The organism is Sphingomonas trueperi (genome assembly GCF_040545965.1).
GTDB classification, from domain to species: Bacteria; Pseudomonadota; Alphaproteobacteria; order Sphingomonadales; family Sphingomonadaceae; genus Sphingomonas; species Sphingomonas trueperi_C.
In genome coordinates this window covers 45,035-66,516 of the sequence record NZ_JBEPMV010000006.1, presented here as the reverse complement: position 1 = coordinate 66,516, position 21,482 = coordinate 45,035, and the positions used below count along the sequence as shown (strand labels likewise).

Annotated in this window: 23 protein-coding genes; 12 read left to right on the top strand and 11 right to left on the bottom strand. The window is 68.0% G+C overall.

What is annotated here, in order from left to right; all coding sequences use genetic code 11:
- Positions 1 to 10: 10 nt before the first annotated feature.
- The 3 genes from ABIC35_RS16905 to ABIC35_RS16895 are packed head-to-tail and all read right to left on the bottom strand — an operon-like array spanning position 11 to position 2,848.
- On the bottom strand, positions 11 to 922 hold the full coding sequence (locus ABIC35_RS16905) for a tyrosine-type recombinase/integrase (RefSeq protein WP_121076429.1): 912 nt from the start codon (positions 920 to 922) through the stop codon (positions 11 to 13).
- Positions 919 to 2,730 carry a hypothetical protein gene (locus tag ABIC35_RS16900; RefSeq protein ID WP_354278526.1) on the bottom strand — a complete coding sequence of 604 codons (1,812 nt, stop codon included), beginning with the start codon at positions 2,728 to 2,730 and terminating at the stop codon, positions 919 to 921. Before ABIC35_RS16900 ends, ABIC35_RS16905 begins: the two co-directional genes overlap by 4 nt.
- Positions 2,711 to 2,848 (bottom strand): hypothetical protein, encoded by a 138-nt coding sequence (locus tag ABIC35_RS16895; protein ID WP_164521922.1) that lies wholly within the window; start codon positions 2,846 to 2,848, stop codon positions 2,711 to 2,713. Before ABIC35_RS16895 ends, ABIC35_RS16900 begins: the two co-directional genes overlap by 20 nt.
- Positions 2,849 to 2,922: 74 nt before the next feature.
- Here ABIC35_RS16895 and ABIC35_RS16890 point away from each other — a divergent pair, with 74 nt between their 5' ends.
- The gene (locus tag ABIC35_RS16890) at positions 2,923 to 3,462 is read left to right on the top strand and encodes a shikimate kinase (protein WP_121076426.1); all 540 of its coding nucleotides are present in this window, start codon (positions 2,923 to 2,925) and stop codon (positions 3,460 to 3,462) included.
- Positions 3,459 to 4,556, top strand: coding sequence for a 3-dehydroquinate synthase (gene aroB, locus ABIC35_RS16885; protein WP_121076424.1), 1,098 nt, complete (start codon positions 3,459 to 3,461; stop codon positions 4,554 to 4,556). The genes ABIC35_RS16890 and aroB overlap by 4 nt, the downstream gene beginning before the upstream one ends.
- 125 nt (positions 4,557 to 4,681) lie before the next feature.
- Here the strand turns inward: aroB and ABIC35_RS16880 are convergent, their stop codons facing one another.
- Positions 4,682 to 5,650 carry a methyltransferase gene (locus tag ABIC35_RS16880; RefSeq protein WP_121076421.1) on the bottom strand — a complete coding sequence of 323 codons (969 nt, stop codon included), beginning with the start codon at positions 5,648 to 5,650 and terminating at the stop codon, positions 4,682 to 4,684.
- A gap of 119 nt (positions 5,651 to 5,769) precedes the next feature.
- Here ABIC35_RS16880 and ABIC35_RS16875 point away from each other — a divergent pair, with 119 nt between their 5' ends.
- The 4 genes from ABIC35_RS16875 to ABIC35_RS16860 all read left to right on the top strand — a co-directional run bounded on the left by ABIC35_RS16875 (position 5,770) and on the right by ABIC35_RS16860 (position 9,843).
- On the top strand, positions 5,770 to 7,647 hold the full coding sequence (locus ABIC35_RS16875) for a M1 family metallopeptidase (RefSeq protein WP_121076418.1): 1,878 nt from the start codon (positions 5,770 to 5,772) through the stop codon (positions 7,645 to 7,647).
- Between the two features lie 4 nt (positions 7,648 to 7,651).
- The gene (locus ABIC35_RS16870) at positions 7,652 to 7,795 is read left to right on the top strand and encodes a DUF2256 domain-containing protein (RefSeq protein ID WP_121076415.1); all 144 of its coding nucleotides are present in this window, start codon (positions 7,652 to 7,654) and stop codon (positions 7,793 to 7,795) included.
- Between the two features lie 365 nt (positions 7,796 to 8,160).
- Positions 8,161 to 8,931, top strand: coding sequence for an enoyl-CoA hydratase/isomerase family protein (locus ABIC35_RS16865; protein ID WP_121076411.1), 771 nt, complete (start codon positions 8,161 to 8,163; stop codon positions 8,929 to 8,931).
- 57 nt (positions 8,932 to 8,988) lie between these two features.
- Positions 8,989 to 9,843, top strand: a complete 855-nt coding sequence (locus ABIC35_RS16860) for an alpha/beta fold hydrolase (protein ID WP_121076408.1) — start codon at positions 8,989 to 8,991, stop codon at positions 9,841 to 9,843.
- 118 nt (positions 9,844 to 9,961) lie between these two features.
- Here the strand turns inward: ABIC35_RS16860 and ABIC35_RS16855 are convergent, their stop codons facing one another.
- The 5 genes from ABIC35_RS16855 to ABIC35_RS16835 all read right to left on the bottom strand — a co-directional run bounded on the left by ABIC35_RS16855 (position 9,962) and on the right by ABIC35_RS16835 (position 13,568).
- On the bottom strand, positions 9,962 to 10,321 hold the full coding sequence (locus ABIC35_RS16855) for a hypothetical protein (protein ID WP_121076405.1): 360 nt from the start codon (positions 10,319 to 10,321) through the stop codon (positions 9,962 to 9,964).
- Positions 10,318 to 10,659: a DUF423 domain-containing protein gene (locus ABIC35_RS16850; protein ID WP_121076402.1), complete on the bottom strand. Its 342-nt coding sequence runs from the start codon at positions 10,657 to 10,659 to the stop codon at positions 10,318 to 10,320. The genes ABIC35_RS16855 and ABIC35_RS16850 overlap by 4 nt, the downstream gene beginning before the upstream one ends.
- 15 nt (positions 10,660 to 10,674) lie before the next feature.
- Positions 10,675 to 12,456 carry a cation:proton antiporter domain-containing protein gene (locus tag ABIC35_RS16845; protein WP_121076399.1) on the bottom strand — a complete coding sequence of 594 codons (1,782 nt, stop codon included), beginning with the start codon at positions 12,454 to 12,456 and terminating at the stop codon, positions 10,675 to 10,677.
- On the bottom strand, positions 12,456 to 12,890 hold the full coding sequence (locus ABIC35_RS16840) for an iron-sulfur cluster assembly scaffold protein (protein WP_121076396.1): 435 nt from the start codon (positions 12,888 to 12,890) through the stop codon (positions 12,456 to 12,458). Before ABIC35_RS16840 ends, ABIC35_RS16845 begins: the two co-directional genes overlap by 1 nt.
- Positions 12,891 to 12,986: 96 nt before the next feature.
- Positions 12,987 to 13,568 carry a CvpA family protein gene (locus tag ABIC35_RS16835; RefSeq protein ID WP_121076394.1) on the bottom strand — a complete coding sequence of 194 codons (582 nt, stop codon included), beginning with the start codon at positions 13,566 to 13,568 and terminating at the stop codon, positions 12,987 to 12,989.
- A 103-nt stretch (positions 13,569 to 13,671) separates the two neighbouring features.
- Between ABIC35_RS16835 and radA the strand changes: the two genes are divergently transcribed.
- The 3 genes from radA (at position 13,672) to ABIC35_RS16820 (ending at position 16,693) form a co-directional block, all read left to right on the top strand.
- Positions 13,672 to 15,051 (top strand): DNA repair protein RadA, encoded by a 1,380-nt coding sequence (gene radA / locus ABIC35_RS16830; protein ID WP_121076391.1) that lies wholly within the window; start codon positions 13,672 to 13,674, stop codon positions 15,049 to 15,051.
- A gap of 344 nt (positions 15,052 to 15,395) precedes the next feature.
- Positions 15,396 to 16,070, top strand: coding sequence for a hypothetical protein (locus ABIC35_RS16825; RefSeq protein WP_121076388.1), 675 nt, complete (start codon positions 15,396 to 15,398; stop codon positions 16,068 to 16,070).
- On the top strand, positions 16,070 to 16,693 hold the full coding sequence (locus tag ABIC35_RS16820) for a L,D-transpeptidase (protein WP_121076385.1): 624 nt from the start codon (positions 16,070 to 16,072) through the stop codon (positions 16,691 to 16,693). Before ABIC35_RS16825 ends, ABIC35_RS16820 begins: the two co-directional genes overlap by 1 nt.
- Positions 16,694 to 16,905: 212 nt before the next feature.
- On the opposite strand, the gene ABIC35_RS16815 is transcribed toward ABIC35_RS16820, so the two are convergent.
- Positions 16,906 to 17,529, bottom strand: a complete 624-nt coding sequence (locus tag ABIC35_RS16815; protein WP_354278525.1) for a CAP domain-containing protein — start codon at positions 17,527 to 17,529, stop codon at positions 16,906 to 16,908.
- A 281-nt stretch (positions 17,530 to 17,810) separates the two neighbouring features.
- Between ABIC35_RS16815 and ABIC35_RS16810 the strand changes: the two genes are divergently transcribed.
- Together ABIC35_RS16810 and ABIC35_RS16805 are read left to right on the top strand one after the other, a co-directional pair.
- Positions 17,811 to 18,311: a GNAT family N-acetyltransferase gene (locus tag ABIC35_RS16810; protein WP_121076382.1), complete on the top strand. Its 501-nt coding sequence runs from the start codon at positions 17,811 to 17,813 to the stop codon at positions 18,309 to 18,311.
- A 71-nt stretch (positions 18,312 to 18,382) separates the two neighbouring features.
- Positions 18,383 to 19,888, top strand: coding sequence for a S10 family peptidase (locus tag ABIC35_RS16805; protein WP_121076379.1), 1,506 nt, complete (start codon positions 18,383 to 18,385; stop codon positions 19,886 to 19,888).
- 127 nt (positions 19,889 to 20,015) lie between these two features.
- Here the strand turns inward: ABIC35_RS16805 and ABIC35_RS16800 are convergent, their stop codons facing one another.
- Complete coding sequence (locus tag ABIC35_RS16800) at positions 20,016 to 20,234, bottom strand: DUF2945 domain-containing protein (RefSeq protein ID WP_121076376.1); 219 nt, start codon at positions 20,232 to 20,234, stop codon at positions 20,016 to 20,018.
- A 95-nt stretch (positions 20,235 to 20,329) separates the two neighbouring features.
- Between ABIC35_RS16800 and ABIC35_RS16795 the strand changes: the two genes are divergently transcribed.
- Positions 20,330 to 21,481, top strand: coding sequence for a glycosyltransferase family 4 protein (locus ABIC35_RS16795; protein WP_121079304.1), 1,152 nt, complete (start codon positions 20,330 to 20,332; stop codon positions 21,479 to 21,481).
- Position 21,482 lies beyond the last annotated feature (1 nt).

Genomic DNA, 21,482 nt, shown 5'->3' with positions numbered 1-21,482 from the left:
GCGCGCCGCGCTACCGGGCGCCGCGCTTCGCGTCAACGAGCGCCTCGCCCAGCGGGTGTCGCGCATTGACCAGTTCGACCAGCCGGCGGCTGTCGACATGGGTGTAGATTTCGGTCGTGGCGATATCGGCATGGCCGAGCATCGCCTGCAGCGCGCGCAGGTCCGCCCCGCCCTCGAGCAGATGCGTGGCGAAGGCGTGGCGGAGGACGTGCGGGCTCGCGCGCTCGGGCGGGATGCCCGCCATCGCCGCCAGCGCGCGGACGATCTGGTAGAGCCGCACGCGCGTCAGGTGCTTCTTGCCCGAGGGGAACAGCCAGGGGCTATCCGGCCGCACCTGCCCCCGCCACAGCGCCACGGCGGCGCGGGCGCGGTCGGAGATCGGCACCAGCCGCTCGCGCCCGCCCTTGCCCTTGAGGATCAGGAAGGGGCGATCCGGGTGGATCGCGTTCCGCGGCAGCGAGACCAGCTCGGTCGCGCGCAGGCCCGAGCCATAGAGCAGCTCGATCAGCGCGGCGAGCCGCAGGTCGAGCGGATCGGGCGGCACCCGCGCCTGGCGCTCGGCGATCGCGGCGAACATCGCGTCGACATCGCCGGTGCTGAGGACCTTGGGCAGCCGCCGCGCGGCGCCGGGGCGCGGCAAGGCATTGCCGGGGTCGTCGGCGCGATGCCCCTCCTCCGCCAGGAAGGCGAAGAAACGGCGCAGTGCCGAGGACTTGCGCGCCACCGTCGCGCGGGCGAGCTCGGCCCAGCCACCGGCGAGCCGTTCGATCTCCGCGCGCCCCGCTCCGGACAAGTCACCGCCTAGTGCCTCGGAGGCGAGGCGGAGATCCGTGCCGTACGCCGCGATCGTGTTCGCCGCAGCGCCGGTCTCCGCACGCAGCATTTCGAGGAAGCGCTCGATCAGGTCGCGATCGGCGCTCACTCGGCGCGCGTGACCGCCTCCACGGCGATCATCCGGGCATAATTGGCCATCCCCGCCGCCCGCATCGCCGCGACGATGTGGTAGAGCGCCTCGGGGGTCACCTGGTCCCAGCGCGGCGACTGCATGCCGACCCCGGCGAGCAAGGCGACCATGCCGGGCTGGTTGGCGGCACCTGCGCGGTCGATCGCCTGGGTCCAGGCGTTGACTCCGCCGATGCCGACCTTGGTCGCCTCCGCCCCGCGCTGCGCATCGCTGGGCGACAGACGCCCGAGCCCCGCGAGCCCGGCGAGCAGCATCGCCGCCTTGCGCGGGCTCGCGGCGCCGACATAGCGCTCGAAATCGCTGTAGCCGATCGGCCCGCCCGCGTCGGCGAGCGCGAGCAGCGCCCAGCCCTCGCTGCCCGGCGCGACCACGCCGCGCCACTGCAGCGCCGCCGAATCATAGCCCGCGGAGAGCATCGCCGCGATCAGCCGGTCGGGCTCGGCGGCGTTCTTGTTCGCCGGGATCCAGGCGGCCGCCTTGGCGGTCAGCACCAGCCGGGCATAGCGCAACCGCGGGCTTTCGGCGGCGTCCCACAGGCTCTTCATCGCCTGCAGCCGCTCGGCGGCCGAGCCGGTATAGGCGGCGCGCAGGTCGCGCACCGTCTTCTGCAGCGGATCGGGCACGTCGTTCGCCTGGTCGAGCTCGGCATAGAGATCGACCAGCGCGGCATTGGAGAGCACGCCCGCCGCCGCTGCCAGCTCGGCCGCCCCGGCGCGGTTCACCGGCGACACCGCGGGCGACAGCGCCTGCCAGTAGCGGAACTCCGGCCCCACCGTGGCGAACAGATTGTCGGGGATATCCACCCCCGCCGCGGTCGCCATGCCGAAGCGCCAGGCGGAGAGCGCGGGCACACCGACCCAGTCGATCGTCACCGCACGCCGCGAATCGGCACCCATCCCCACCACCTTGGTGGCGAGCAGCGTGTCGAGGTCGTTGCGCGGTTTGCCCTTGCTCGCGGCGTCAAGCCGCTGGTCGGCCTCGCTCGGCTTGCCGGCAAGCCCCGCGCAGATCGCCTGGGCCAGCGCCCAACCACGATCGGGGATGTTGGACGCCGCATCGTCGACGATCGGGCAGACCGCGGCCGGATCGCCGGTCGCCAGCGCGACCTGCATGGCGACGCGGTCGAGCGCATTGGTATAGTCGTCGATATCGACATAGCTGACGAGGCCGCGCGCAGCCGTCGCCTCGCCCATGCGGAGTAGCAGCCAGGCACGCTCGGCGGCATAGTCGGCGCCGTCGATCCCGCGCGGCGTGTCGAGCGGCGACATCAGCGCGCGGCGCAGCGCGATCGACACCCAGCGCGAGGCGACCGGCGCATCGAGCCGCCGCATCAGCGTCACCTGGGTGGCGCCCGCCACGTCGCCGAACGCATCGCCCGGGAACGGCGCATTGCCCGCGGCCAGGATGCCGATGCGGTTGAGCGGCCGACGCACGCCCTTGGGCAGGTCATATTGCGAGAGATCGATCGCCGGTGCGACCGCCACGCTGGCGTTGCTCTCCTCGACGTCGAAGGCATCGGGCCCCATGTCGCCGCCGACGGGCGCCACGTCACCGCTCGGCGACGGGACCGCTGCCGGCGCTGCGCTGGACGTGGGGCTCGGGCTCGGGCGCGCCGAAGGCTGCGGTCGCGGCGCCGGCTGGTCAAAGCCGGGCGGCAACAGCGATTCGGGGGCCTTCTGCTGCTGGCTGAACGCCGGGACCCCGATCGCCGCGAGCAGGGCCGCGGCGATCGCGAGGCGCGACGCCCTAGTTGGCGAGGTTTTCAAGCGCGACTGCCTTCTCCATGCGCACCGGCTCCTTGACGGTATTGCGGCCGGCCAGCGCGAACATGCCGCCCACCAGAACCACCAGAATCACGAGCAACACGACAAGCATACGCGGCATGAAAAACAGTCCAATCCTTGAGCGATACGGGCCTTTTGCCCGAGACGGTCCCTCGCTGTATAGCCCTTCGCACGATGTTACAAACGCATGCGCAACTGAACAGCTGGACCGGCAAGCCCATCGTATTGGTGGGGCTGATGGGTGCCGGCAAAACCACGGTAGGGCGCCGCCTCGCCCAGCGCCTGCGGCTTCCCTTCGTCGATGCCGATGCGGAAATCGAATCGGCGGCGGGCATGTCGGTCTCCGACATCTTCGCGAAATTCGGCGAACCGCATTTCCGCGACGGCGAACGGCGGGTGATCGCCCGGCTGGTCGACGGCACGCCCAAGGTAATCGCCACCGGCGGCGGCGCGTTCATCAACGACGAGACGCGGGCGCTGATCCTCGACCAGGCGATTTCGATCTGGCTGGATGCCGAGCCTTCGGTGCTGGCGGACCGCGTGCGGCGGCGGGATACGCGCCCGCTGCTCCGCGGCAAGGACCCGCTGGCGACGTTGACCGAGCTCGCCAAGACGCGAAACCCGTTTTACGCGCTTGCGCAGATCCGCGTCTCCAGCGTAGCCGCACCGCACGAAACCACCGTCGAAGCGATCCTGAAGGCCCTGCGCAAGTGACCACCATCCCCGTCGCCCTGGGCGCACGCAGCTATGACGTGCGCATCGAACCCGGCTTGCTCGCGCGTGCGGGTGAAGTGCTTGCGCCGCTGTCGCGCGGCCGGCCGATGCCGATCATCACCGACGAGCATCTCGCCGCACATTGCGAGACACTGGTCGCCAGCCTCGCCGCAGCGGGGGTGACCGCGCCGGTGCTGACGCTCCCCGCGGGCGAGAGCACCAAGAGCTGGGCGCAGCTCGAAGCGGTGACCGACTGGCTGCTCGAACAGGGCGTCGTCCGCAGCGATCAGGTGATCGCGCTGGGCGGCGGCGTGATCGGGGACCTGGTCGGCTTCGCGACGAGCATCCTCAAGCGCGGCTGCAACTTCGTCCAGATCCCCACCACGCTGCTCGCGCAGGTCGACAGCTCGGTGGGCGGCAAGACCGCGATCAATTCCCGGGCGGGCAAGAACCTGGTCGGCGCGTTCCATCAGCCCTCGATCGTGCTGATCGACCCGCAGGTGCTCGATAGCCTGCCCCAGCGCGAACTGCGCGCGGGCTATGCCGAAGTCGCGAAATACGGGTTGATCGACGATGCTGGCTTCTTCGCCTGGTGCGAGGCGAACGCCGCCGCGCTGTTCGCGGGCGATCCGGCGGCGCGGGCGCATGCGATCGGCCATTCGGTGGCCGCCAAGGCGCGGATCGTCGCGGCGGACGAACGCGAGACGACCGGCACGCGGGCTCTGCTCAACCTTGGGCACACCTTCGGCCATGCGCTGGAGGCGGAGACGGGGTTCTCCGACAAGCTGCTACACGGCGAGGCGGTCGCGGCGGGTACGGCGCTGGCATTCGCCTTCTCGGCGCAGCAGGGCCTGTGCCCGGCGGAGGATGCCGCGCGGGTGGCGGCGCACCTGCGGTCGGTGGGGCTGCCCGATGGGCTGGCGGCGGCAGGCGTGACCGCAGACGGCGCGACGCTGGTCGGCCACATGCTCCACGACAAGAAGATGGAGGGCAGCACTCTGCCCTTCCTGCTCGCCCGCGGCATCGGGCAAACGTACTTGGACAAGACGGTGGACCTGGCCAGGGTCGCGGCATTTTTGGATTCGCAGCGCTGAAGCCCATCTAAGCCCCTCCCCTTCAGGGGAGGGGTTGGGGTGGGGCTGTGTCTCACCGAGACCAACTTCTGTTCTGGAACCCCTCCACCCCCAACCCCTCCTCCAAGGAGGAGGGGCTTTTCATTTTAATTGTTCAGCCGCTCAATCACCGCGGTCATCAGCGCGATGCGTTCGACATCCGCATAGGCCGCCGTCTCCAGCTCCTCGCCGAACACGTCGGGGTCGATCTCCTCGTAGCGCAGCCGGCAGCCTTCTGCCGCGGCGAGTTGCACCAGCCGATCGTGCAGCGCATCCGCTCCGCGCACGATCGCGCTGCCGGTGTAGAGCAGGAACCGCCCGCCCGCCGCGAGCCGCGGCACCGCCTCGCAGGCCATCGCCAGCGCCACCCCGGCACCGTGAAGGTCACCACCGTCACGATAGGCACGGCCGGCGGGATCGATGATATAGGGCGGGTTGGCGAGCACCAGGTCGAGTTCGCCCGAGATGCCCGACAGATCGTCGCCCTCCACGAAGCGCGCCGCAACGCCGGCCGCCTGCGCATTCACCCGCGCCAGCCGCAGCGCCGCCGGGTTGATGTCGGTCATCACGATGTCGACCTTCGGGCAGCAATGCGCGGCGGCGATCGCTCCTGCCCCGGCGCCGGTACCGATATCGACCAGCGTGGCCCCCTCGCGCTCCGGGCAGCGGCGGAGCTCTTCCGCGATGAAGCGCGCGAAGCGATAGCTGTCCGGCCCGAAGAACACCGCATGGGTATCGTCGGTCGGATAGGCGGAATGCACCAGCAGATCGGGCCCGAGCGTCGACACGCGGACCTTGCTGCGCAGAAGATCGCCCGTCACCTCGATCAGCCCGGCCGCTTCCAGCGTCTCCAGCAGCGGCGCGTCGAGCAGATCGCGTGCGAAGGGCAGGCTCCAGCCGAAGACATCGCGCAGGTCGGCAGCGCGCTGCCGGTCCGACCGGGCGAGCACCCGTGCGTGGGTGGCAGGCGTGGGGGTGATGAAGCGGTAGGCGCGCGCCTTGAGGAAGGCGATCAGTTCGTGGAGCGCCGCCCCCATATCCGCCGCCACAGGTCGTTCCGCCACCAGCAGTGCCATGCATACTCCCACAAAATCGTTCCGCATCAACGTTACGGGCCCGCAGAGGGTCCGGCGCCAAGTGCTTGATCCATGGCAAGTCCCTTGCCCCGTCCAGCGCCAGGGCCTAGCTCCATGGCATGCGCATTCTAGCCCCGGCTCTCGCCGCTTCGACCATGCTCGTCTCCCCCGCCCTCGCCCAGCAGACCGCCCCAGCGCCGATCCTGACGACGCCCGAGGCGAAGGACGTGTGGACCCATGCGCGCCCGGAAGTCGCCCGCGTCACCCATGTCGCGCTGGACCTCCGCGCCGATTTCGCGGCCAAGACGCTCAGCGGCACCGCGACGCTCGATATCCTGGCAGCGCCCGGCGCGACCGAGATCGTGCTAGACGACGACGGGCTGGTGATCGCCAAGGTGACCGACGCCGCCGGCAAGCCGCTGCCCTTCACGGTCGGCGCGGCCAAGCCCGATCTCGGCGCGCCGCTGACGGTGCAGCTGAACAGCGCGCGCAAGATCGTGCTCCATTATGCAACCGCCCCCGGCGCCTCGGCGCTGCAATGGCTCGCGCCCGCGCTCACCGCCGGCAAGAAGAAGCCCTATCTGTTCAGCCAGGGCCAGCCGATCAACAACCGCAGTTGGATCCCCACCCAGGACAGCCCCGGCATCCGCCAGACCTGGTCCGCCACGCTCACCGTCCCCGCCGATCTCGTCGCGGTGGCGAGCGGCACGCGGATCGACGGCGCCAAGGGCGTGCCGGCGGGCAAGGGCTGGCACAAGTTCCGCTTCCGGATGGACAAGCCGGTGCCGCCGTACCTCATCGCGTTCGCGGTGGGCGACCTCGCTTTCCAGCCGGTCGGCCCGCGCGCCGGCGTGTGGACCGAGCCCAGCATGCTCGCAGCCGCTGCCAAGGAAGTCGCGGATGTCGAGAAGATGATCGACGCCGCGCAGGCGCTCTACGGCCCTTATCGCTGGGGCCGCTACGACATGCTCGTCCTGCCGCCGAGCTTCCCCTATGGCGGCATGGAGAACCCCACCCTCACCTTCCTGACGCCGACGATCCTCACCGGCGACCGCTCGAACGTCGACGTGGTGGCGCACGAGCTGGCGCATAGCTGGTCGGGCAACCTCGTCACCAACGCGACCTGGTCGGATTCGTGGCTCAACGAGGGGTTCACGACCTATTTCGAGAACCGCATCATGGAGGCGGTGTACGGCACGGAGCGCGCCGCGACCGACGCCGATCTCGAATGGGACGGTCTCCAGAAGGACATCGCCGATGCCGGCGGGATGGAGGCGCCGACCACGCGGCTCCACGGCGATCCGGGCGCGACCTTCGGCCAGCTCGATTACTTCAAGGGATCGACCTTCCTGCGCACGATCGAGCGCATCGTGGGCCGCGCGCGCTGGGACGTCTATCTGCGCGGCTATTTCGACCGTCATGCCTTCCAACCGCAGACCACCGCCGGCTTCCTTGCGGACCTGCGCGCCAATCTGGTGAAGGGCGATCGTGGGCTCGAATCGAACCTGCAGCTCGACAAATGGGCCTATGCCGCCGGGCTGCCGAACAATGCGGTGCACGTCCAGTCGGCAACGCTGAAGGCGGTCGATGCCGCGCTCGCCGCGGTGAATGCCGGCGGGACGGTCGCGGCGGTGCATCCGCAGGGCTGGGCGACCCAGCAATGGCTGCGCTTCCTCAACGGGCTGAACCGCCAGCAGACGCCGGCGCGGCTCAAGGAGCTGGACGAGACGCTGGGTCTGTCGGCATCCAACAACGCCTATGTCCGCTCGGCCTGGGGCGAGCTGGCGATCGCCAACCGCTATGATCCGGCCGTGCCGAGCATCGAGAAGCTGGTCGGCAGCGTCGGTCGCGGCCTGCTGATCTACCCGATCTACAAGGATCTGGTGGCGCAGGGCGACTGGGGCAAGCCGATCGCGCGGCGCCTCTACGAGGCCTCGAAGGCGAGCTACCACCCCACCGTCGCGGCGGGCGTGGCCAAGATCGTCGGCGCGGACTGATCCGATGCCGCGCGGCGTCGCCAAGCGGGACCTGCCGACCAAGACCTGCCCGGTCTGCCAGCGCCCCTTTGCCTGGCGGAAGAAATGGGAGCGGGACTGGGAAAATGTGATCTACTGTTCGGATCGTTGTCGACGCGCGGGGAAGTAGCGACTTCTCCCGCGCCCCGCCCCTTGCGGAGCATACCCCGGCGCCGGCGACGGCGTGCACCCGGCTGTAAGGTCCACCCCCACCGATCAGCGTGAAATTCGTATCGGATTCGCGTGTCCCTCGTCTCTGGAGGGCCGAGTCTTGAACGTATCCGGCAGAATCACGATTCGATCTGCCGCCGAGGGCCCGCCGCCCTGCAAGAATGACTTTCGACTTTTGCGCATTATCGCGACTGGCGCTCGCTCGTATCTAAACGGGGCGAGGGAAGTACAGCGCCTTCGCCTAATCGAAACAACATAGTCTTCGTATTCCAGCCCCAGCGACGATCCTCGTCTATTCGCACTGATCAACTTTGGAGACAGCACATGTCCGTATTCCAAAACTATCGTGATGCCTTCCCCAACGCTCGCCTCACGCGCAAGGATAATGGCGTTCTGGAAGTGGCGTTGCATACCAATGGCGGCAAGCTTGTATTCAACGGTCACACCCATGAGCAGTTCGTCGACCTGTTCCACCAGATCGGCGAAGACCGTGACAATCGGGTAGTGATCCTCACCGGCTCGGGCGATGCGTTCATGGACGTGATCGAACCCGACGGCTTCGATTTCTTCACGCCGCGGGGGTATGACAAGATCCTGCGCGAGGGCCGCAAGGTCCTGTCGAACATCCTCGATATCGAAGTGCCGATGATCACCGCGCTGAACGGCCCGGTTCTGCTGCACAGCGAATATGCGCTGCTCACCGACATCATCCTCGCCACGCCGGAAACCGTGTTCCAGGACAAGCCGCATTTCGAATTCGGCATCGTCCCCGGCGACGGCATGCACCTGGTATGGCCGCACGTGATCGGCTCGGTCCGCGGGCGCTATTTCCTGCTGACCCGACAGGTGCTGGATGCGGCGACGGCAAAGGACTGGGGCGTGGTCAACGAGATCGTTCCGGCCGACGGTCTGCTCGCCCGTGCGCACGCGATCGCCGACGGCATCGCCGCGCTGCCGCCGCTGACCAGCCGCTACACCCGCATCGCGCTGACCACGCAGCTGCGCCGCCTGATCGACGAGGGCACCGCTTATGGCCTGGCGCTGGAAGGGATCAGCGCCGCCGACGTCGCCCGTTCGATGGCCGCGCAGGCCTGACCTTGCGCGCCGCCGGTCGCAAAGGGCCGGCGGCGTTCGTTGCACGAGGATCTCCACATGACCGCGATCCGCTATCGCACCGTCGATGTCGACGGCCATATCGTCTTCTACCGCGAAGCCGGTGACCCCAGCCGTCCGGCGCTGTTGCTGCTCCACGGCTTTCCTTCGTCGAGCCACATGTTCCGCGACCTGATCCCGCTGCTCGCCGATCGCTTCCACCTGGTCGCCCCTGATCTACCCGGCTTCGGCCAGACCGAAATGAAGCCGCGCGACTGTTTCCGCTATGGCTTCGACGCGCTGGCCAAGGTGATCGGGCGCTTCACCGAGGTGATCGGTCTCGATCGCTATGCATTGTACATCTTCGATTACGGCGCGCCGGTCGGCCTGCGCCTTGCCATGGCGCATCCGGAGCGCATCACCGCGATCGTCTCGCAGAACGGCAATGCCTATGAGGAAGGCCTGAGCACCGGCTGGAATCCGATCCAGCGCTACTGGCGCGATCCCAGCGCCGAAAACCGCGAGGCACTGCGCGAACTGCTGACGCCCGCATCGATCCGCTGGCAATATGAGCATGGCGTGCCGGACACCAGCCTGCTCTCCCCCGATGGCAGCGCACTCGACGCCTGGTATATCGGCGGGGACGAAGTCGACGAGATCCAGCTCGACCTGTTCGGCGACTATGCCAGCAACGTCGCGCTCTACCCCGCCTTCCAGGCCTATTTCCGCAAGTACCAGCCGCCGCTTCTCGCGGTGTGGGGAAAGAACGACCCGTTCTTCCTGCCCGCAGGCGCCGAAGCGTATCGCCGCGACCTGCCCAACGCGTCCATCCGCTTTCTCGACGCCGGCCACTTTGCGCTGGAAACGCACGCGGACGCCATCGCCGAGGAAATCCGGGAGTTTCTGCTGAACTGAGCGTCGGCATGCCGAGGTCGTGCACGTCGTCACGGAGAAAAGCGCGGGCCTCCAGCGCCGTCGGCCTCCCCGGGGCCGGCGGCTTTCCGTGGGGCGGCAGCGATGCAGCGCGCGCTGCCTATTGATACCGCAGCGTTTTCCCGAACCCCGTGTTCGTCTTCGCCATCTTGATCAGCTTGCGGAGATAGGCCTTTACCTCGCGCTCGAAGCGCTGGTCGTTGCGTACCCCCGCGCGGTAGAAGTCGTCCTTCGCCAGCAACGCCTTCAGCGCATCGCCCAGCCGCGCCTGGTCGTCCACCGCGTCGCTGAGCCGCAGCTGCTCGCACACCCACTCCTCGGCGGCAGCCTTGTCATAATCGTCCTCGCGATCGCGGCCATAGCGATCGGCCACATCCTGGTCCGAGCGCGCGGCCTTGATGCGACGCTCGAGCCAGAGGCGGACCTGCGCCGCATCCCACGGCGCTTGCACATCGCTCATCTCGTCACCCTGGAGGCGAGGGCCCAGGCCAGCCACAGCCAGCCGGCGATCAGCGCCGCCTCGCCGATCGGCGTCACCGCCCCCAGCCAGCGCGGCAGGCCCAGCGCCATCAGGTAGAGCGTACCCGCGAAGACGAACCCGCCGCCGACGAACAACGCCGCCGGCCCGCGCGCGCCGAGCTGCAACGCGACCAGCGCTGCCACCGCGTGCACCAGCTGATACTGGCCCCCGGTCTTCAGCCACTCGACCGCCTGCCCCTGCGCGCCGTGCGCACCGAAGGCCCCGGCGGCCACCGCCATCGCGCCCGAGAGCGCCGCCAGTACCGCAATCCAGTTCATGCGTTCGCTCCCCGATCAGCCATCGCCGCGATCCTGCACCGCCGCCGTGGCCGCCGACGCCTGGCTGAACAGGCCGTCGCGCCCGGCATAGAGGTCCCCGGTTTCCTTCTGCGCTTTCAGCCGCGCCAGATCGGTGCGGCGATATTCGGCTTCGGTCCGGTCGATCTCGGCACCGTCGACGCCCACCGAGTCCATCGCGCGCCGAGCCATCACGATCGCGCTCTCCAGCACCTCGCGCACCACCCCGGCGAGCGGCGCACCCTTGAGCTTTATCACGCTGCGGCGATCATAGGCCCGCACGAAGATGCTGGCGTGCGGGAAGGCGGCATGCACCCCCTCCACCACTTCGGTATCCATCGAGTCGCCGTCCTGGCAGAACAGGATCAGCTCGGCCTCGGCGGCACCGGCCTGGCGCAGCAGATCGGTGCGGGTACCGTCACCATAATAGACCTTCATGCCGAAGCTTCCGGCGGTTTCGATCATCTCCACGTCGCGGTCGATGATCGTCACCGGGATGCCTTGCGCGATCAGCATCTGCGCCACCGTCTGGCCGAAGCGGCCATAGCCGACGACCACCGCGTTGGCGCCTTCCTGGCGAGGACCGTCGGGCGTGGCGCCCGCCTTGACCGGCTCGGCACGCAGGCGCCTGGTCGCCATCATCAGGAACGGCGTGGTCGCCATCGAGACGGTGACGATCGCGCTGAACACGCTGGCGGCCTGCGGCTCGATCAGCAGCGCCTTCTGCGCCTGGGCGAACAGCACGAAACCGAACTCACCGCCCTGGGACAAGAGCACGCCGAGCGCAAAGGCGCCGCGCGACTTCATCCCGAACAGCAGCGCCAGTCCCATGATCAGCGTCGCCTTGGCGGCGATCAGCGCCAGCGCCATGCCGGCGACGAAGAAGGGCCGCTCGGCGATGGCATGCAGGTCCAGCGTCATGCCCACCGCGACGAAGAACAGCCCGAGCAGGATCGCGCGGAACGGCTCGACATCGGCCTCGATCTCGTGGCGGAAGGGCGAGTCCGCGAGCATCACGCCGGCGATGAACGCGCCGAGTGCGGCGGACAGGCCCAGCGCCTCCATCACTGCGGCACTGGCGATCACCGTCAGCAGGCCGGCGAATACAAACATCTCGCGCTCGTCCAGATTGCCGATCAGCCGGAACAGCGGGCGCAGCAGGAAGCGCCCCGCCACCACCAGTCCGACGATCGCGCCGACGGTGTAGAGGCCGAGCAGCCAGCCCGGCGGCCCGCCCTGGTCGGCCGGGTTGCGCGAGAGCGCGGCGACGATGGTGATCAGTGGGACGATCGACAGATCCTGGAACAACAGGATCGCAAAGGCGCGCTCGCCGAACGGGGTGCGCAGGCGCCCGGCCGATTGCAGCAGCGGCAGCACCTGCGCGGTGGACGAAAGCCCCATCGGCAGCCCCAGTGACAATGCCGCTGCCAGCGTGGAACCCGTCACCGCCCAGACGATCGCCGCAATCGCGACGCCGCACAGCGCGACCTGCAACAGCCCGAGCCCGAAAATGTCGCGCCGCATCCGCCACAGCCGCGACGGGCTCAGCTCGAGCCCGACGAGGAACAGCAGGAGCGCGATGCCGAGCTCGGCAATGCCCATCTTGCCCTCGGCATCGCCGACCAGCCGCAGCACATGCGGCCCGACCAGCGCACCGGCGACGAGGAAGCCCAGGGTCGCACCCAGCCCGAGCCGCCGGAACAGCAGCACGAAGAACAACGCGAAGCCGAGCATCGGCACCGCATCGGCAAGGATCGAACCGTCCGCACCGTGCTCCATCAGACGCGCGCCTCCGCTGCCTGCGCCGCAGCCTCTGCCGCGGCCTCGAAGGCGAGCCGGATCGAGGCATGGCGGCCGCGATGCGGCAGCGCGGGGACGAACAATTCCATGCCCGGCCATTCGGGCGGCACGTCGCGCTCGCGGGCAAGCCAGGCGGTGAGTTGGTCGCGCGCGACGGCGATCTCGGCGGGGGTGCGGCCGAGGACGGCCTCGCCCATCAGCGCCGCCGATGCCTGCCCCAGGGCGCAGGCACGGACCAGCATGCCCACCTCGGCAACCTTGCCGGTTTCGTCGACGGCGATGTCCACCGTCACGCGGCTGCCGCACACCGGCGAGCGTTTCTCGGACGTGCCGCCGGGCTGCTCCAGCCGTTCGTGATGCGGGATCGCAGCGGCGAGGCGCAGGATTTCCATATTGTAGAGCGGGGCGTTCATGCTCTTTGATCTAGGGTAGCCGTCCCGCAGTTGCGAGCGCCAATTGCCCGCCTTTCGTATGGGTTGCGCCGTTGATCCCCCCCGGTACGGCCAGGATCAGTCAGGTTTGCGGCGACGAGGGCGGTCCTCGTTCGACGTCGTCGATGCGTCCACGCTCGCATTGTCCCCACCGAACACCGGCTCGCCCTTGCGGCGGCGGTCGACGAAATCGCCGATCGCGGCGCTGGTGGTGTCGAGCAGCGGATAGGTGACCGACTTGGTAATCCATTTCGGCCGGTGCGTCCGCCCGCCCTCGAAGGTGTCGAGCACCAGCATCAGCACCAGGAAGCCCATGCTGACCAGGATCAGCCCCTTGGCCACCCCAAAACCAACGCCGAGCGCACGATCGATCGGCCCCAGCACCGAATTGCGCATCTGTCCGCCCAGCGTGTTGGCGATCAGCCGCCCGCCGAAATAGCTGATCCCGGCGAGCAGCGCGAAGGCGAGCACCGCCGCCCCGCCCGCGGTGCCGATCAGCGGCGCGAGCAGTGCGGTGAAGCCGGTATGGAAGAACTTCACCGCCACCACGACGAGGATCCAGGCGAGGAACGCCAGAACCTCGGTGGTGAAGCCGCGCAGGAAGCCGAGGATGGCGGCACCTGCGATGATGAGAAGCGTGACGATGTCGAGCCCGGTCATACCCGCTCCATAGCAGCGTAGCGCATCGGGAAAAGAGGCGCCGTGCGGGCACCGGGGAGCGCCGGGCGTTCCCTTTTCGTTTCTGTCGCGCTACAGGGGCGCCATGGCAAAACTCCAGAAGCGCTATGTGTGCCAGGCCTGTGGCTCGGCGACCTCGAAATGGGCGGGCCAGTGCGCCGATTGCGCGGAATGGAACACGCTGGTCGAGGAAGCCTCCGGCCCCGCTACGCCGTTCCAGGCCAAGCATCACCTGCAATCGGGCGGCCGGATGATCCTGCTCTCGGGCCTTGACGCCGAAGTCGCGCTGCCGGAGCGGATGCCGAGCGGCATCGCCGAATTCGATCGTGCGCTGGGCGGCGGCTTCGTCGAAGGCTCGGCCACGCTGATCGGCGGCGATCCCGGCATCGGCAAGTCGACGCTGCTGCTCCAGGCGGCGGCGAAGATCGCCAGCCGCGGGCTGTCGGTCGCCTATGTCTCGGGCGAGGAAGCAGCCGACCAGGTGCGGCTGCGCGCGCGGCGACTCGGGCTCGGCCAGGCACCGGTACAGCTCGCCGCCGCCACCTCGGTGCGCGACATCCTGACGACGCTGAGCATGACCACCCCGCCCGACCTGCTGATCATCGATTCGATCCAGACGATGCATTCAGACCTGATCGAAGGCGCGCCCGGCACCGTAAGCCAGGTCCGCGCCAGCGCGCAGGAGCTGATCCGCTTCGCGAAGGAACGCGGCACCGCGCTGGTGATGGTGGGCCACGTCACCAAGGACGGCTCGATCGCGGGCCCGCGCGTGCTGGAGCACATGGTCGACACCGTGCTCGCCTTCGAGGGCGAACGCAGCCATCTCTACCGCATCCTGCGCGCGGTGAAGAACCGCTTCGGCGGTACCGACGAGATCGGCGTCTTTTCGATGCAGACGGAAGGACTGGCCGAAGTCGCCAACCCGTCCTCGCTGTTCCTCACCCAGCGCGACGAGAACGTCACCGGCACCGTCGTTTTCCCCGCGCTGGAGGGGACGCGGCCGGTGCTGGTGGAAGTACAGGCGCTGACCGTGCGACTCGCCTCGGGCGCGACACCGCGGCGATCGGTGGTCGGATGGGACTCGCCGCGCCTCTCGATGGTGCTGGCGGTGCTGGAGGCGCGCTGCGGGCTCAGCTTCTCGGCGTGCGAGGTCTATCTCAACATCGCCGGCGGCTACCGCGTGCAGGATCCTGCCGCCGATCTCGCGGTCGCGGCGGCGCTGGTCTCGGCGCTGTCGGAGCGGCCGATCCCCGCCGATGCGGTGGTGTTCGGCGAAATCGCGCTGTCCGGCGAAGTCCGCCCGGTCGCCCATGCCGCCCTGCGGATGCGCGAATCCGCCAAATTGGGCTTCGAACGCGCGCTGGCCCCGGCGTCCCCGAACGCAAAGGGTGGCGAACCCCTGCCATTGCGTGTATCGGATTACAGGAATCTCAACAGCTTAGTCGATCAGCTCTTGGGGAAATAGCTCCATATCTGCATAAATGCATATTTATGCTGGTGAACAGATTTTCATTTTGGTACACCTGCGAAAAGATCGAGGGTGCGAAACGCCGTTTGGTGTTGCCGTGCATGATCAAAGGAACTATTTGGCGGCGACTTCGTTTGTACAGGTTAATATTTGCCGCTCTCGCGAAAGAGTTAAGGGGCTTTTCGCAAGCGCGTGCAACAGGGGGTGGGAGCAGTAACTTGAAAACAGGGAAGGACAGCTTTGGATCTCGGGCGGTTCGCAGGCTAAGTGCTTCTGCGGCAACCATTTCGCTTCTTTCGGCGACGTCCGCCGGGATTGCGGTGCCAACGGTTGCCGCTGCGGTGCAAGAAGCATCAAAGGCGCTTTCGGTCCTGTCGGCACGGTCGCCTGGCGTTCGCGAAGCCGGTGCGCACAGCCTGAAGGGCAAGCGCAAATACAGCCGAGTCGCCAAGAACCCACGGGACGCGCTGACGCCCGACTCGCTGGCGAAGAACGGCGTCGCGCAGCCCAAGGCATTCGATCTCTCGGCCGATCAGGCACCGATCCCGGCATCGCTGCCGCTGCCGTCGGACGCTCCGCCGATCGACATTGCGGGGTTGCCTTCGAGCTTCGACTCGCTGTCGCCCTTTGCGGATGTCGTCCCGGCACCCGGACCGGCCAGCTTCACCGGCAACTCGATCGTGCCCAGCGGCGGAGGTGGTGGCGGTGGCGGTGGTGCGCCGCCGCTCGGTATCGGCACGCCGACGCCCACTCCCACGCCGACGGCGTCGCCAACACCAACGCCGACTCCGACGTCTTCGCCAACGCCGACGCCGACGCCGGTCCCTACACCGACGCCGACGCCGGTCCCTACGCCGACGCCGACCCCGACGCCGCCGCCACCGCCGCCCGTCCCGACACCCACGCCGACGCCGCCAGCGGTTCCTGAACCGGCGGAATGGCTGATGTTGGTCACTGCGTTCGGGCTGGTCGGTGCGGAAATGCGGCGGCGGAACCGGAGCGAAGCCAAGGCCTGATGCGCGGTCGATCCAAGCTCGGAATCTGGATTTCGCTGGGCGCGGCCTCCCTGCTGCTCGTCACCTTGGCCGCCAAGGCGTTCGTCCCGCACTACGTGCAGCAGGACAGCCGGGCGGGTCGCTTGATCTCGCCGGCGGATACCGATCGCATTCGGTTTTCGGACGGGGATCAGCAGCAGCTGCGGCTGGGCGATGGCAGCACACGCGTGGTGCGGAGCCTGTTGCGGGTTCCGGATCACATGCAGTTCGGCGAGTTCGCCTGGAACGATCATGGCGTTCCCCCGGGGAGGATCTGGCTGCGCATCGACCTGACGCGCCAGATCCTCTCCGTGTTTCGCGGCGAGGACGAGATCGCAACCAGCGTGATCCTCTACGGGCAGGACGAGACTCCGACCCCGATCGGCAACTTCCCGATCCGGGGAATGGAAAAGAACCACCGTTCGAACACCTATGACGCGATGATGCCTTATACGCTGTGGCTGACCAGCGACGGGGTGGCGATCCATGGCAGCAATGTGCGCGAGGGGCTGGCGACGCATGGCTGCATCGGCGTGCCGGAGCATTTCGCGCAGCGGCTGTTCGGCGTGGTCAAACGCGGCGACCTCGTATCGGTGGTGCGCTGACACCCTTCAGACTGGGCCTGGATATCCTCTGCGAAGCGCAATGCGTGCGGCCGCACAGTTGCCGTCGGCGTGCCGCATAGCCGGCAATGGGGCCATGGCTGCAGCGCCGGTCGGCTCCGCGCTTCGAAGCTCGGCAGCGTTTTCCATGGTTTTTCCATAGCTCGACCGCCGCGCCTGCAGGTCAGCCGGTCAGCCGGTCAGCCGCGCCTTCCCTACCGCGCCTCGTTCTGCGCAAGCGTGGCGTAGACCGACATGCCGTTGCGGGTGCGGCTCACGTCGATCACGCACATATGGCCGTACGCGCTATGGCTGCCGCAGCCGACGCCGGCATAGCGCAACTCGCGGTTGAACAGCAGTTCGCGGTGGCCGCGATCGGGCACGCCGTCGTCGATCACCAGCTGTCGCACCACCTCGTCGGCATCGGCATAGCCATAGGAGATGTCCTCCCCCACGAGCCGCCCGCCGCCGCGGCGCTGGACTCGATCGCCCGGTGAGGCGCCGTCGGGCGAGAAATGGCCGCGGGTGCCGAGCGCGCCCTGCACCACGGCATGATCCCGCGCCGCGAGGCCCAGCAATTCCGCGCGGCTCAGCGGCGGCAGTGGCGGCTGGAGTTCGAGAAACGCGATCGCCTCCTCGACCGCATCGACGCCCTCCCGCGTGATCAGCCCCCGCGGCCGCCCCGGCAGGTACAGCGTGTTGCCGCGAAAATGAGGCCGCAGCTGGCGAAGACGATCGGCATAGGCGGCAGGATTTTGCCGAAGCAGGTTTATCCGGTCGAGCACCTGATCTTCGAGACTGGGCGTATCATTTGCCGCGCAGAGCAGCAACGCGCCCACGGAAAAGAATCCGCAACAAAGTAAACGTACAGAAGACACGACAGGCTCCGCACCAACTGGCTGCTGTCAGCCGAACAAGTGCGGTTGTTCTGTCGCGGATGGTGGAAATATCTGGTGCAGGACTATAGTTATCGGGTAAGGATGAGCGGTCGTTAACTATAGATTCCCGATCCTTTACGGGTTAGTAGCATGATCGTTACGGCATTTTACCGGTCCCCGAAAAAGCTGCAAAAACGGCGCCGCGCTGGCTCCTGAGCGCTGCCAGTGGCACAGCAGGCTGCATGTCGGCATCGATCCTTACCCCGCTTCACGCCCGCCACCTTTCCCAGGCGCTGGCGTTGCAGGCGCAGGCCTACTCCGCCTTCCTCGTCGAACCGGAAGCTGCCTTCGCCAGCCGGCTCCACGTCGCCGCGCCGTTCAATCTCGCGGCCGAGCGCAACGGTGCCCTCGTCGCTTATCTGCTGGCGCATGGCTGGACGCGCGAGTCCCCCCCGCCGGTGGGTGCCGTGCTCGACCCTGAGACCACGGGCGACACCCTGTACCTGCACGACCTCGCCGTCTCGGAAGCAGCCCGAGGCACGGGCATCGGCCGGCTGCTGGTCGAAACAGCCTTTGCCGATGCCATCGCAGCCGGGCTCAACCGCGCCGAACTGATCGCGATCGATGGCGCGGCGGACTATTGGCGGAGGCTGGGTTTCGCGGCGGGCGCCCCGTCCCAGGCCCTCGCCGCCAAGGTGGCGCATTATGGCCCCGCTGCGCAGTGGATGTGGCGCGCTTTGTGAGGCGCACCCGGTAGATTCGGCGCAGGGCCGCCGCTAGGCTGCGCCGGCAACCATCACCGGGGGACCCGCTCTTGCGCCACAGCATTTTGATCACCGCGTCGCTTGCCGCCCTGCTCCTCGCGCCGCAGGCACCCGCGCAGGACAAGAAGCCCGACGCCGCCGCCGAGAAGAGCGACGACAAGGCCGGCAAATCCGACCTGCCGCCGCTGCCCGACGACAAGACCATCGCACAGACCGCGGTGATCGGCGGCAAGCCGATCCGCTACCAGGCGACCGTCGGCAAGCTGCCGGTCTATGACGCCAAGGGAAAGAAGATCGGCGAGGTGGTCTACACCGCCTATGTCGTGCCCGGCGGCGGCGCGCAGCGGCCGGTGACCTTCGCCTTTAACGGCGGGCCCGGCGCCTCCTCGGTCTATCTAAACCTCGGTGCGGTGGGGCCCAAGCGCGTCCAGTTCGGCGACAAGGGCGATGCGCCCTCCGATGCGCCGCTGCTCGTCGACAATCCCGCCAGCTGGCTCGACATGACCGACCTGGTGTTCATCGATCCCGTAGGCACCGGCTTCAGCCGCAGCCTGGTCGACGAAGACGCGACCAAGAAGGCCTTCTACGCCAACGAGCCCGACATCAAGTATCTGTCACGCATCGTCTATGACTGGCTGGTCAAGAACGAGCGGCTGCGCTCGCCCAAGTTCGTGATGGGCGAAAGCTATGGCGGCTATCGCGCGCCGCGCATCGCCTATGAGCTGCAGACCCAGCTCGGCGTCGGCATCAACGGCATCGTAATGGTCTCGCCATATCTCGATCCGGCCGCGACCGCGGGCTCGGATGCACTGTCCCCGCTACCCTGGATGATCACCCTGCCCTCGATGGCCGCCGGACATCTCGAGCGCGAAGGCAAATTGTCGGCGCAGGCGATGGCGGGCGTGGAGGCCTATACCCGCGGCGGCTTCGCGACCGATCTGCTCGCGGGCCGTTCGGACCCGCAGGCCACCGCACGGCTGAGCGACAAGGTGACCGAGCTGACCGGGCTCGATCCCAAGCTGGTCCGCCGGCTCGACGGGCGGATCGACGAAGGCACCTATCTGCGCGAAGTCCACCGCGACGACGGCAAGATCGGCAGCGTCTACGATTCGAACGTCGATGCGTTCGATCCCTTCCCCAATGCCGCCGAGCGCAAGTCCGGCGATCCGATCCTGGAAGGCATCATCGCGCCGACGACCAGCGCGATGGTCGACTTCATCACCCGCGAAGTAGGCTGGAAGACGAACGCGCGCTACAACGCGCTGTCCTTCTCGGTAAATTCGGCCTGGGACCGCGGCACCCCCGACGACGCGCCGGTGAGCGATCTGCGCAAGGCGGTCGCCAACGATCCCAAGATGGGGGTGCTGATCGTCCATGGCTATAACGACCTGTCCTGCCCCTATTTCGGATCTCGGCTAATCATCGATCAGATGCCGCGCTTCGGCGTGGAGCAGAGGGTCAAGCTGGGCGTCTATCCCGGCGGGCACATGTTCTATTCGCGCAAGGCGAGCGCGGAGGCGTTCAAGGCCGATGCGCGGGTGCTGTATACGCGGTGAGGTCCGCGCTTAAGCCCCTCCTCCTTGGAGGAGGGGTTGGGGTGGAGGGATTCCAGACCATTTGTTGGTCTCGGTGAGACACAGCGCCACCCCAACCCCTCCCCTGAAGGGGAGGGGCTTAAGAACATCACCCCGCTTCCAGCTCGCTCTCCAGCTTGAGCGCCCGGCCGCCGTCTTCCTGCTCGACCAGATAGGCCGGATTGTCCTTGGTCCCGTTGCGGACGATCTTCTCGCCCTTGATCGTGCGCTGGACGCGCCGCTCGAAGCGCTCGGCCACCTTGCCCTCGGCATGGCTGCTGCCCCAGTTCCAGCGCACCGCGGCGCCCTTCGCGAAATGCTTGCTCATGGATCGCAGAACTGGCGGGCTGCGCCGCTGTTCCGTGATGTGGGGATGACGTTCGCTTGCCGGGCCGCGCACACGCGACTATGCGAAGCGCGAACATGCAACCCTCGGATCTTCGCGTCGCGCTCTTCAGCGGCAATTACAACTATGTTCGCGATGGCGCGAACCAGGCGCTCAACAAGCTCGTCGGCTATCTGCTCGACCAGGGTGTGAAGGTCCGAATCTATTCGCCGACAACCGATAACCCCGCCTTCAAGCCCACCGGCGATCTGGTGAGCGTGCCGGCCTGGCCGGTGCCGGGTGGCCGCGCCGAGTACAAATTCGCCACCGGCCTGCCCAAGAGCATCCGTGACGACCTGGAAGCCTTCGCGCCCAACATGGTGCACGTCTCGGCGCCAGAATTCCTGTGCCACGGGGCCGTCCGCTGGGCGCGCAAGCACGACATCGCGACGCTCGCCTCGCTCCACACCCGGTTCGAGACCTACCCGGCCTATTATCATCTCGGCTTTGTCGCGCCGGTGATCATCAAGCTGCTGACCCGCTTCTACAACCGTGTCGACCAGGTGGTGACACCCGGTGATTCCACCGCCGACCTGATCCGCGGCTGGGGTGTGACCACGCCGATCCGCATCTGGTCGCGTGGGGTGGACCATGCGCGCTTCAACCCGGCCCGCCGCGACCTCGCCTGGCGCCGCTCGCTCGGCATCGGCGACGGGGAGTTCGCAGTCGGCTTTCTGGGGCGGCTGGTGCTGGAAAAGGGCCTCGATATCTTCGCGCAGGTCTGCAACCGGCTGACCGAGCGCGGCGTGCCGCACAAGGTGCTGGTGATCGGCGAAGGCCCGGCGCGGCAATGGTTCGCCGAGCAGGTGCCGGAGGCGGTGTTCACCGGTTTCCAGCGCGGCGACGATCTCGCCCGCGCGGTCGCCTCGATGGACGTGTTGTTCAACCCCTCGGTCACCGAGACGTTCGGCAACGTCACCTCGGAGGCGATGGCCTGCGGCGTGCCGATCGTCGCCGCGCGCGCGACGGGCGCGATCGACCTGGTCGAGGAAGGCGTCAACGGCTTCCTGGTGCCGCCCCGCGACGTCGATGCCTATGCCGGCGCCATCGCCCGTCTGATCGAGGATCCGGCGCTCGCCGCCTCGGCGGGCGCGGCGGGGCACGAGAAAGCGCAGGCCTATGTGTGGGACCGGGTGAACCACGCGGTACTGGAAAGCTATTTCGAAGTGCTCGCCCGCCGCGCGCGCTGAG

Bases quoted from the DNA above. Each gene is read 5' to 3' on its own strand.
- ABIC35_RS16895 (WP_164521922.1), bottom strand. From the start codon at position 2,848: ATGCCGCGTATGCTTGTCGTGTTGCTCGTGATTCTGGTGGTTCTGGTG.
- ABIC35_RS16890 (WP_121076426.1), top strand. From the start codon at position 2,923: ATGTTACAAACGCATGCGCAACTGAACAGCTGGACCGGCAAGCCCATC.
- ABIC35_RS16880 (WP_121076421.1), bottom strand. From the start codon at position 5,650: ATGGCACTGCTGGTGGCGGAACGACCTGTGGCGGCGGATATGGGGGCG.
- ABIC35_RS16875 (WP_121076418.1), top strand. From the start codon at position 5,770: ATGCGCATTCTAGCCCCGGCTCTCGCCGCTTCGACCATGCTCGTCTCC.
- ABIC35_RS16870 (WP_121076415.1), top strand. From the start codon at position 7,652: ATGCCGCGCGGCGTCGCCAAGCGGGACCTGCCGACCAAGACCTGCCCG.
- ABIC35_RS16865 (WP_121076411.1), top strand. From the start codon at position 8,161: ATGTCCGTATTCCAAAACTATCGTGATGCCTTCCCCAACGCTCGCCTC.
- ABIC35_RS16860 (WP_121076408.1), top strand. From the start codon at position 8,989: ATGACCGCGATCCGCTATCGCACCGTCGATGTCGACGGCCATATCGTC.
- ABIC35_RS16855 (WP_121076405.1), bottom strand. From the start codon at position 10,321: ATGAGCGATGTGCAAGCGCCGTGGGATGCGGCGCAGGTCCGCCTCTGG.
- ABIC35_RS16850 (WP_121076402.1), bottom strand. From the start codon at position 10,659: ATGAACTGGATTGCGGTACTGGCGGCGCTCTCGGGCGCGATGGCGGTG.
- ABIC35_RS16845 (WP_121076399.1), bottom strand. From the start codon at position 12,456: ATGGAGCACGGTGCGGACGGTTCGATCCTTGCCGATGCGGTGCCGATG.
- ABIC35_RS16840 (WP_121076396.1), bottom strand. From the start codon at position 12,890: ATGAACGCCCCGCTCTACAATATGGAAATCCTGCGCCTCGCCGCTGCG.
- ABIC35_RS16835 (WP_121076394.1), bottom strand. From the start codon at position 13,568: ATGACCGGGCTCGACATCGTCACGCTTCTCATCATCGCAGGTGCCGCC.
- radA (WP_121076391.1), top strand. From the start codon at position 13,672: ATGGCAAAACTCCAGAAGCGCTATGTGTGCCAGGCCTGTGGCTCGGCG.
- ABIC35_RS16820 (WP_121076385.1), top strand. From the start codon at position 16,070: ATGCGCGGTCGATCCAAGCTCGGAATCTGGATTTCGCTGGGCGCGGCC.
- ABIC35_RS16810 (WP_121076382.1), top strand. From the start codon at position 17,811: ATGTCGGCATCGATCCTTACCCCGCTTCACGCCCGCCACCTTTCCCAG.
- ABIC35_RS16800 (WP_121076376.1), bottom strand. From the start codon at position 20,234: ATGAGCAAGCATTTCGCGAAGGGCGCCGCGGTGCGCTGGAACTGGGGC.
- ABIC35_RS16795 (WP_121079304.1), top strand. From the start codon at position 20,330: ATGCAACCCTCGGATCTTCGCGTCGCGCTCTTCAGCGGCAATTACAAC.